The following is a 9335-nucleotide window of genomic DNA, read 5'->3' on the forward strand; positions in this document are numbered from 1 at the left end:
CCATGATCAAACTCTTCAATTCAAAGTTTGAGGCTCAAAGAATCTCACCGTTAGTTCGTTATGAATTAACTGCGCTTCACTCTTCAAGACTTTAAAACGTATTTTTTTGTGATACGGTCTTGTGAGTGCCCACACAGATTGTCTGATTAATTGTTAAAGAGCGGGCCAACATAAAAATTATCATTCTCCGTCAGCCGGGCTGCGTATACTACGCTTTTCGCCCGCAGAGTCAAGCGCTTATTGCCTTTTCCCTGCCTGACCTCACCCGGTTTATCCACGTTGTGTCGGTCAGTGGTGGCGCATTATAGGGATCTTAAATTCTTACACAACCTTTTTTTTTAGATTTATTTCCAATAGGTTATTTTTTATACTTTTCGAGCTAAGTTCAATCGATTTTCACTAAACTCAATAAACTTCTTTATATTGCATATTAGTATTTTCCTCACTAAGATCCTCAAGAATAACAGATCCCCATTTCTTTCATGAGAACCCTTCATTAGAGGTATATATGTCTGGAGTATTACGTAGTTACCTTGGTACTCAACCTAAAGTTGGCCAAAAAGTTATGTTAGATCCATCTAGTGTAATCATTGGTGACGTCAAACTTGCTGATGATGTCAGTATATGGCCTTTAGTTGTTATCCGTGGAGACGTTAATTATGTATCTATCGGCACACGCACTAATATTCAAGATGGTTCTGTATTACATGTGACACACAAATCCGCTGATAATCCTGATGGTTTTCCTTTAATTATCGGGAATGATGTCACCATTGGGCATAAAGTTATACTTCACGGCTGTACTATTGGTAATCGAGTTCTCATCGGTATGGGTTCCATTCTACTCGATGGTTCAGTCATTGAAGAAGACGTTATTATTGGAGCTGGCAGCTTAGTTGCTCCAGGAAAAATATTAGAAAGTGGGTACCTTTATATTGGCAGCCCTGCCCGTCCTGTAAGAAAACTAAAATCTGAAGAATTAGAGGCATTACATTATTCAGCAAGTCATTACGTTAGTTTGAAAAATAACTACTTACAAGAAGGTAATATGTAACGACCCAAATGATCATCATCCCCATCATTATTAATTACTAATTCGAATTCTTCCTCTGTATTCCAACGATTTTGTTGAAAAAGACTTAGTGGATGATGATCTTCCCCATAACGGTGTAAAAGATCCTTGGCACTTATAACACATTGAACCAATAGTCCATTTACTAGTGCAGGAAAAATGACTATCTGCTCTTGTTCGTTCCACTCCTCTCTATCAGGAAATTGGATAGATTGATTCATGAATGTAACTCCTGTTTTAATGTTAGCAATACAGAGGCAACTTCTGGCAGTACACCGTGCCATAATTTAAATGAATGAGCAGCCTGACTCACTAACATCCCTAACCCATCAGCATAACTAGAAACACCTTGTTTCTTAGCAAAGGAAATAAAAGGCGTCAAATTAGCCTGATAAAACATGTCATAACAGACACAATTTTCATTAAATATTAACGGAGATATCTCTGGGATCTCACCATTAATACCAGATGCAGTCGCATTAATAATAAGATCAAATTCAGGTCTATTTAAAGTTTTCATTTCAACAGGCTTAATGCTACCTATTGACGAGAAATCATTAGCAACCTGGATAGCACGACTGAACGTCCGGTTTGTAATTGTAATTTCACAGTCAAACCCTAATAGTGAAGATAAAACACCCCTGACTGCACCACCTGCACCAACAATTAAAATATGTTGTCCCTGTGTAATAAATCCGAGTTGTATTAAATCTGTTAATAACCCTATGCCATCCGTATTATCACCAAGCAATTGATTATTACCCAGTAATTTCAACGTATTGACTGCACCACTGAATTTTGCTCGTTCAGTTAACTCATTTGCTCGAATAAACGCCTGCTCTTTAAATGGTACAGTGATATTAGCTCCTATCCCGCCCTGTTTAAGAAACATGTCCAATGTCTCTTCAAACTTATTTATGGGAGTCAAAATCTTCCCATAACAATATTCAATACCTGTTTGCTCAGAAAACAACTGATGGATACGAGGAGATTTACTATGCATAATAGGATTACCAAAGACGGCGAATTGAGTCATATTTATTTACCCTTGACGATAAAGTTCACCAGTTAAAGCGTCCCGAATTTCTGAAGGATTTTCACGCCCTCCAACGTTACCATTTAATACAGGCAGTTTATCTCCAAACTGTTGTCTAACTTCCTCCACTGTTCTACATGGTTCAAGGCCATTCAAATTTGCACTGGTTGATACCAATGGCTTTCCGTAAAAAGTACATAACTTCTTCACCAAAGGATGATCACTAACTCTAACCGCCAAAGTGGAAAATTGCCCAGTCAACCACTTAGATGTACTAGATTTGGCGGGTATTACCCAAGTCATAGGTCCTGGCCAACAAGCAAGCATAACTTCTTTTTGCTTTTCCGTTAGAAACTTATCATCAAGATATGGTTGTAATTGTTCATAATTATCTGCGATAAGAATCAACCCTTTTTGCCATGGGCGTTTCTTTAATATAAGCAGTTCATTTATTGCTTTTACACTATCAGGATCACATCCCAACCCAAAAACAGCTTCAGTCGGATAAGCAATAACTTTTTCTGCTTTTAATGCTGTTAATACATTTTCAAATGCAGGTGATGCTTCATTACTCATTTTGTTACTCTGTTTCATTTATTTTTATTTGCTGTTTTCCACACATCTTACTGGCACAGAATAACTTTGTGCCTTGTGATGTACGTTTTTCCATCAGCAACGGATAGCTACAAAACATACATTCACCCGCGACTGGTTTACTATTTAATACAAACTGGCAATTAGGGTAACAGTTACACGCGTGAAAAATTTTTCCGAAACGTGATTTTCTTTGTAACAGTTGCCCTTGTTTGCATTGGGGACAGGTTATCAACGTCTTATCCGGTTTATCAACCAGTTCTACATGTTCGCATTCAGGATAACGACTACAACTAATAAACATACCATAACGCCCTTGGCGTAAAGCTAAATTAGCTCCACATGCAGGACATGTTCGCCCTTCAAGCTCTTTTACCACATGGCCATCACTTTGTCCTTTTAATGAACGGGCATATTGACATGATGGATAATCAGAACATCCAAGAAATGGGCCATGAATGCTATTACGGATGACTAACATAGAACCACATTCAGGGCAACATTCAGTTTCATTAGTAGTAAAAGGAACTATTTTTGCCATACCATTTTTTCACTTGAAATTTATTTTTATATGACATTGAGCAAGACTCTAGACACTCAGTTAATTAATTTACACGTACATAACCACCAGCAACTACAGCTACTTTACCAAGTAATTCCAGTTCAAGAAGCTTTGTCATTACCTCATTTATAGGTAATAAAGAACGCTGAGCAATGATATCGACAGAAGTTATTTCGTCACTTACGTTAACTAGCACATCAGCAAATGGCAACTCAGTTTGTTCAAACTGTGGCTTTACTTCTTGTCTTGTTGCCTCCATATGCAACCATTGTAGTGAACCATAAACGTGTTCTACAACATCCACTGCGTTTGTAGCCAAATATGCACCTTGCTTTATTAACCAGTGATTCCCTTCACTCACTGGATTACCCAGAAGACCTGGTAATGCAAATACATCTCTTCCTTGTTCAAGGGCACAACGGGCTGTAACTAACGAACCACTATTTTTACTCGCTTCTACAACGATAACTGCCGAGCTTAACCCACTGATAATCCGATTTCTTCTAGGAAAATTTTTTGCGCGCGGCGGAGTGTCCGGAAAAAATTCAGAAACAAGAGCACCATTTTCCTCTATCCGTTTTGCTAACGATTCATGTCTATGAGGATAAATATGCCCAAGCCCACTACCTAATATAGCAACTGTTTCACCTCCACTATCCAGTGCAGCTCGGTGACAAATACCATCAATACCGATGGCTAAACCACTAGTAATAACTAACTCATGTTCAACCAATTCACCCGCAAAAATTTTTCCCCATTTTTCGCCATAATAACTTGCTGCCCTGCTCCCTACCATTGCTATCTGTTTCTTTAGAAGAAGCTCTAATTTTCCTGACACAAAAAGCGCAAGAGGTGGAGCATGTATCTGTTTTAATAGCAGTGGATACGAAGGATGAGAATATGTCAATAAATGGTGTTCTGGCTGCTCAAGCCATTTTAAGCACGAAGTTAGTACAGCTTTATTTGCTTTAGTAAATTGCAAACATTGTGCTGGTGATAACCCACTATCTTTCAGTACAGTGGAATAGTGATTCCCAGCATGTAATAATTTTTCTACAATATTTACTGCTTTTTCTGTTTCCAAATAAGAGATCATCTTCATTCGCAACCATACTTCTATAGCTTCCATATTGTTATCCTGCCTAAGATTGACTGACAAAACAAAACCGCTTAATTAGCAATCGATACTGTCAATCCAGACGGGAAATGTCTAGAATAGACATAGAATACCATTCACATTTTGGATACAAATCTAAACGCATATGCCAATATTACAAATATTACATTACCCAGATGAGCGGCTTCGCACTATTGCAACACCCGTTGAAAAAGTTGATGCAAAGATTCAAAATATCGTTGATGATATGTTCGAAACTATGTATGCAGAAGAAGGAATTGGCCTAGCAGCAACACAAGTTAATATTCATCAGCGTATTGTCGTTATTGACGTATCAGATACTCGTAATGAACGCCTTGTACTGATAAATCCAGAGTTACTGGAAAAAAATGGTGAAACTGGGATCGAAGAAGGTTGCTTGTCTATTCCTGAGCAGAGAGCACTAGTACCACGAGCTGAAAAAGTTAAAATTAGGGCCTTAGATTACGATGGTCAATCGTTTGAATTACAAGCTGATGGTTTACTAGCTATTTGTATTCAGCACGAAATGGATCATTTAATTGGTAAACTTTTTGTGGATTACTTATCTCCGCTGAAACGCCAGCGTATACGCCAGAAAATAGAAAAATTAAATAAACAAAGAACCCGAATCGAATAAATTATATTAATGTTAGGAAATAAACGTGCCTGATTCTTTACGTATTGTTTTTGCCGGAACACCTGACTTTGCTGCACGCCATTTAGAGATCTTATTAACATCTCAACACGAGGTGGTTGGTGCTCTTACCCGGCCAGATAAACCGGCCGGAAGAGGTAAAAAACTGACACCCAATCCTGTAAAAGTGCTGGCAGAAAAACATAACATTACTGTTTTTCAACCAACCACTTTACGTTCAGAAGAAAATCAGCAATGGATTCTCAAACAACAACCTGATGTTATCATAGTTATAGCATATGGATTAATCCTCCCTAAGGCTGTTTTGGACATCCCAAGATTAGGTTGCCTGAATGTACATGGTTCCCTATTACCACGTTGGCGTGGTGCAGCACCAATTCAACGTTCAATTTGGGCTGGTGACAAGGAAACGGGAGTGACTATCATGCAAATGGATGTGGGTCTTGATACCGGCGACATGCTATACAAAGCAAGCTGTCCTATTGCTCCTGAGGATACTAGCGCTAGTTTATACGAAAAATTGGCTAATATTGGGTCAGATGCTCTGCTTAAAACATTATCATTAATAACATCAGGTAAAATCCAACCTGAAGTTCAAAACGAAAAGTTGGTTACCTATGCTGAAAAACTAAGCAAAGAAGAAGCCCGAATAAATTGGAAATTATCCGCGGCCGATCTTGAACGCTGTATTCGTGCATTTAATCCCTGGCCTATGAGCTTTTTTGAGATAGAAGGGCAGCCTGTTAAAATTTGGGAAGCTAACGCCATTGAAAAACAAACTTCAGCAGAACCAGGAACTGTGTTAAAAGCAGACAAGGAAGGCATTCATATTGCTACTGCTAATGGAATTCTCAATATCACACAATTACAACCGGCTAGTAAAAAGTCAATGTCAGTAGAAAATCTACTCAACTCCAAACGTGAATGGTTTACGCCAGGTATAAAATTAGCTGAATAACTTTGTATTAACTCTGTCTTTTATCAGCCCTTCTAACTATGAAAAAAATATATAATTTGCGAAGTATCGCCGCTAAAGCAGTCAATCAAGTTCTAGAGCAAGGACAATCTCTCAGCACAGTCTTACCTAAACTACAACAGAATATAACTGATAAAGATAAATCCTTGTTGCAAGAATTCTCTTTCGGGGTATTACGCGTATTACCTCAGCTAGAATGGATAATAAACCAATTAATGGCAAAATCATTAAAAGGTAAACAACGTATTCTTCATTACCTCCTTATGGTCGGAATATATCAACTTATCTACACCCGTATTCCTGCTCATGCAGCACTTGCCGAAACAGTAAATGGAGCCGCAACTCTAAAGTATCCTCAGTTAAAAGGATTGATTAATGGTGTCCTTCGCCAATTTCAGAGACAGCAATTGCAGTTAATAGAACATTCACAAAGTCACCATAGCTATCACTTGCACCCTGAATGGTTATTAACTCGAATCCAAAAAGCCTATCCACAAGAGTGGCAACAACTTATTAATGCTAATAATAAAAAACCACCTATGTGGTTACGCGTTAATCGTATATACCACAGTCGGGATGAATATCTTACTCTTCTTCATAAAGCAGGAATTGATGCAGAACCAGCTATCGAATTACCCTTTGCTATCCGTGTAATTTCCCCTTGCCCTGTAGCAATATTACCTGGATTTGACAAAGGTTGGGTCACTGTTCAAGATATGTCTGCACAAGGGTGCGCCGAGTTATTACAACCAATTAATGGGGAAAAAATCCTCGATCTTTGTGCGGCTCCAGGAGGGAAAACAACACACCTCCTTGAAATAGCACCAGAATCTCAAGTATTAGCTGTAGATATTGATGAACAAAGGATCAAGAGGGTAGAAGAAAATCTCCAACGCCTTAATTGCCACGCCACAGTAAAAATCGGTGATGGGCGCTATCCTGAGTATTGGGTAGAAGATCAGCAATTCGATCGTATTCTACTAGATGCTCCTTGTTCAGCAACAGGAGTAATCCGCCGCCACCCTGATATCAAATGGCTACGTCGCGAAGAAGATATCGCTCAGTTAGTTCAATTACAATCTGAGATTATTGATGCAATCTGGCCATATTTAAAGAAAGGTGGAACACTGGTATATGCAACCTGTTCTATTTTACCGGATGAAAATAGTCAACAAATCAATGCCTTTTTAAAACGCCATCCAGATGCAGAGTTATCAGAACCAGAAACAAGAGAAGCCCGAGGAAAGCAAATAATACCTGAGTTAACTGGCGGTGATGGTTTTTTTTATGCTCGATTAATTAAACGGTGATATATCTCTATAACTTATAGAGATAATTATCCGTTTCTAATAAATTAGAGAACACTATGAAAATAATTATTCTCGGTGCTGGCCAAGTTGGTGGTACATTAGCTGAAAATTTGGTAGGTGAGAATAACGATATCACTATCGTCGATACTGACCCCGACCGCCTGCATCAACTACAAGATAAATTCGACCTCAGAGTAGTCAATGGTCATGGTTCTCATCCCAGAGTATTAAGAGAAGCTGGTGCTGAAGATGCAGATATGTTAGTTGCTGTAACTAATTCTGACGAAACTAACATGATTGCATGCCAAATTGCATATTCTTTATTTAATACGCCGAATAAAGTTGCACGAATACGTGCAGCAGAATATATCCGAGAAGCAGAAAATCTGTTTCTCCCTGATGATATTCCTATTGATTACCTTATCTCGCCAGAACAACTTGTCATAGATTATATTTACAAACTAATTCAATATCCTGGTGCTTTACAAGTTGTTAACTTTGCCGAAGGCCGGGTAAGTATTGTTGCAGTAAAAGCTTATTACGGTGGCTCACTTGTAGGAAATGCACTTTCTTCACTCCGGGAACACATGCCACACATTGATACCAGAGTTGCTGCAATATTTCGTCAAGATCGACCGATAAGACCGCAAGGTTCCACAATTATTGAAGCTGGTGATGAAGTTTTCTTTGTTGCTGCATCACAACACATTCGTGCTGTAATGAGTGAACTGCAACGCTTAGAAAAACCCTACAAACGTATTATGATCGTTGGTGGTGGTAATGTAGGTGCCGGACTTGCACAACGTCTTGAAAAAGGTTACAAGGTTAAATTAATTGAACGAAATCAGCAAAGAGCTATAGAACTAGCCGAATTATTACATAACACTATTGTTTTTTATGGCGATGCATCGGATCAAGAGTTACTGGCCGAAGAGCATATAGAGCAGGTAGATGTATTTATTGCTCTAACCAACGATGACGAGGCAAACATCATGTCTGCAATGCTTGCCAAACGCATGGGAGCTAAAAAGGCTATGGTTCTCATTCAGCGTAGTGCATATGTCGACTTGGTACAAGGCGGTGTTATTGATATTGCAATCTCTCCACAACAAGCAACTATTTCAGCTCTGCTAGGTCATGTTCGTAAAGCAGATATTGTCAGCGTTTCTTCATTACGCCGAGGAGTAGCTGAAGCTATTGAAGCGATTGCTCATGGAGATGAAAAAACCTCAAAAGTTGTTGGTCGAGCTATAGGTGATATAAAATTACCACCAGGTACCACAATTGGAGCAATAGCTCGCGGTGATGAAGTGATTATTGCTAATGATTACAATGTTATCGAGCAAGGAGATCATGTTATTATGTTTATTACAGATAAGAAATTTGTTCCCGAAGTAGAGAAACTATTCCAGCCAAGCCCTTTTTTCCTTTGATAATATCGAAAACAATTATCTATCAGTCAAATAATTAAAGCCCAATAACCAATATAATTTGTAGCTCTAATTAACCCGAATTCTGGATAAGAAATTGACATGAAGCCTGTTCCCAAGAGCAATGTTTCGGTGCACACCGAAACAGCTCCGGGGAGGAACATCTGACTCAATTAAAAGGAAAACCCACTGGCATTGCTTTTATTGATTCCCCCCGTTTGAGTGTCTGCCATAACATTCGCATTCCTCGGCATAAGGTCTTTACCGGGATAGCCCCCTTCCGGTATCCATTCACTCTTCAGACTTCTGAACAACCGTTCCATGGGGGCATTATCCCAACAGTTTCCGCGTCAGCTCATACTCTGTATGACCCCTTCTCTCCATAATCACTGCCGGTAACGCTTACTGCTGTATTGACTTCCCTGATCGGAATGAAATACCACTCGCTTTTTCGGCCTGCGTATCTCCAGTGCATGACGCAATGCCCGACAAACCAGCTCTGCGTCTGCCGTTGATGACATCGCCCAACCGACGACACGACGTGAATACAAATCCATCACCA

General features: G+C 39.2%; 11 protein-coding genes and 2 pseudogenes. 6 read left to right on the forward strand and 7 right to left on the reverse strand.

Annotated elements, in window-relative coordinates; all coding sequences use genetic code 11:
• Positions 1 to 146: 146 nt before the first annotated feature.
• Positions 147 to 278: a hypothetical protein gene (locus BO26_RS24965; protein ID WP_477707004.1), complete on the reverse strand. Its 132-nt coding sequence runs from the start codon at positions 276 to 278 to the stop codon at positions 147 to 149.
• A 230-nt stretch (positions 279 to 508) separates the two neighbouring features.
• Between BO26_RS24965 and BO26_RS17585 the strand changes: the two genes are divergently transcribed.
• Positions 509 to 1054, forward strand: a complete 546-nt coding sequence (locus BO26_RS17585; protein ID WP_036773753.1) for a gamma carbonic anhydrase family protein — start codon at positions 509 to 511, stop codon at positions 1052 to 1054.
• Here BO26_RS17585 and BO26_RS17590 read toward each other — a convergent pair.
• From BO26_RS17590 to dprA, 5 genes are all read right to left on the reverse strand, one after another.
• Entirely contained in the window at positions 1030 to 1293 is a 264-nt protein-coding gene (locus tag BO26_RS17590) for a DUF1488 family protein (RefSeq protein WP_036773755.1), read from the reverse strand. The two genes, BO26_RS17585 and BO26_RS17590, sit on opposite strands and share 25 nt — an antisense overlap.
• Complete coding sequence (gene aroE / locus BO26_RS17595) at positions 1290 to 2108, reverse strand: shikimate dehydrogenase (protein WP_036773756.1); 819 nt, start codon at positions 2106 to 2108, stop codon at positions 1290 to 1292. The genes BO26_RS17590 and aroE overlap by 4 nt, the downstream gene beginning before the upstream one ends.
• 6 nt (positions 2109 to 2114) lie before the next feature.
• Entirely contained in the window at positions 2115 to 2684 is a 570-nt protein-coding gene (gene tsaC / locus BO26_RS17600; protein WP_036773770.1) for an L-threonylcarbamoyladenylate synthase type 1 TsaC, read from the reverse strand.
• Positions 2685 to 2688: 4 nt separating this feature from the next.
• Entirely contained in the window at positions 2689 to 3243 is a 555-nt protein-coding gene (locus BO26_RS17605; RefSeq protein ID WP_036773759.1) for a topoisomerase DNA-binding C4 zinc finger domain-containing protein, read from the reverse strand.
• A 64-nt stretch (positions 3244 to 3307) separates the two neighbouring features.
• Positions 3308 to 4393, reverse strand: a complete 1086-nt coding sequence (gene dprA, locus BO26_RS17610) for a DNA-protecting protein DprA (RefSeq protein WP_036773761.1) — start codon at positions 4391 to 4393, stop codon at positions 3308 to 3310.
• A 133-nt stretch (positions 4394 to 4526) separates the two neighbouring features.
• On the opposite strand from dprA, the gene def reads away from it, so the two are divergent.
• From def to BO26_RS22400, 5 genes and pseudogenes are all read left to right on the forward strand, one after another.
• Entirely contained in the window at positions 4527 to 5039 is a 513-nt protein-coding gene (gene def, locus BO26_RS17615) for a peptide deformylase (protein ID WP_036773762.1), read from the forward strand.
• A 25-nt stretch (positions 5040 to 5064) separates the two neighbouring features.
• Positions 5065 to 6015: a methionyl-tRNA formyltransferase gene (fmt, locus tag BO26_RS17620; RefSeq protein WP_036773764.1), complete on the forward strand. Its 951-nt coding sequence runs from the start codon at positions 5065 to 5067 to the stop codon at positions 6013 to 6015.
• A 38-nt stretch (positions 6016 to 6053) separates the two neighbouring features.
• Entirely contained in the window at positions 6054 to 7343 is a 1290-nt protein-coding gene (rsmB, locus tag BO26_RS17625; RefSeq protein ID WP_036773766.1) for a 16S rRNA (cytosine(967)-C(5))-methyltransferase RsmB, read from the forward strand.
• Between the two features lie 56 nt (positions 7344 to 7399).
• Entirely contained in the window at positions 7400 to 8776 is a 1377-nt protein-coding gene (gene trkA, locus BO26_RS17630) for a Trk system potassium transporter TrkA (protein WP_036773768.1), read from the forward strand.
• Positions 8777 to 8934: 158 nt separating this feature from the next.
• A pseudogene (locus BO26_RS22400) lies at positions 8935 to 9048 on the forward strand (transposase); the annotation flags it as partial.
• On the opposite strand, the pseudogene BO26_RS23255 reads toward BO26_RS22400, so the two are convergent.
• Positions 9043 to 9335 (reverse strand): annotated as a pseudogene (locus tag BO26_RS23255) (DDE-type integrase/transposase/recombinase); the annotation flags it as partial. The pseudogenes BO26_RS22400 and BO26_RS23255 overlap by 6 nt on opposite strands.

Source organism: Photorhabdus australis DSM 17609, from assembly GCF_000711895.1.
In the GTDB taxonomy this organism is placed as follows: Bacteria; Pseudomonadota; Gammaproteobacteria; order Enterobacterales; family Enterobacteriaceae; genus Photorhabdus; species Photorhabdus australis.

What these genes read in the sequence shown, in the direction of transcription:
- tsaC (WP_036773770.1), bottom strand. Translation starts at nt 2,684, where the DNA reads ATGAGTAATGAAGCATCACCTGCATTTGAAAATGTATTAACAGCATTA.
- BO26_RS17590 (WP_036773755.1), bottom strand. Translation starts at nt 1,293, where the DNA reads ATGAATCAATCTATCCAATTTCCTGATAGAGAGGAGTGGAACGAACAA.
- def (WP_036773762.1), top strand. Translation starts at nt 4,527, where the DNA reads ATGCCAATATTACAAATATTACATTACCCAGATGAGCGGCTTCGCACT.
- BO26_RS17605 (WP_036773759.1), bottom strand. Translation starts at nt 3,243, where the DNA reads ATGGCAAAAATAGTTCCTTTTACTACTAATGAAACTGAATGTTGCCCT.
- aroE (WP_036773756.1), bottom strand. Translation starts at nt 2,108, where the DNA reads ATGACTCAATTCGCCGTCTTTGGTAATCCTATTATGCATAGTAAATCT.
- rsmB (WP_036773766.1), top strand. Translation starts at nt 6,054, where the DNA reads ATGAAAAAAATATATAATTTGCGAAGTATCGCCGCTAAAGCAGTCAAT.
- dprA (WP_036773761.1), bottom strand. Translation starts at nt 4,393, where the DNA reads ATGGAAGCTATAGAAGTATGGTTGCGAATGAAGATGATCTCTTATTTG.
- trkA (WP_036773768.1), top strand. Translation starts at nt 7,400, where the DNA reads ATGAAAATAATTATTCTCGGTGCTGGCCAAGTTGGTGGTACATTAGCT.
- BO26_RS17585 (WP_036773753.1), top strand. Translation starts at nt 509, where the DNA reads ATGTCTGGAGTATTACGTAGTTACCTTGGTACTCAACCTAAAGTTGGC.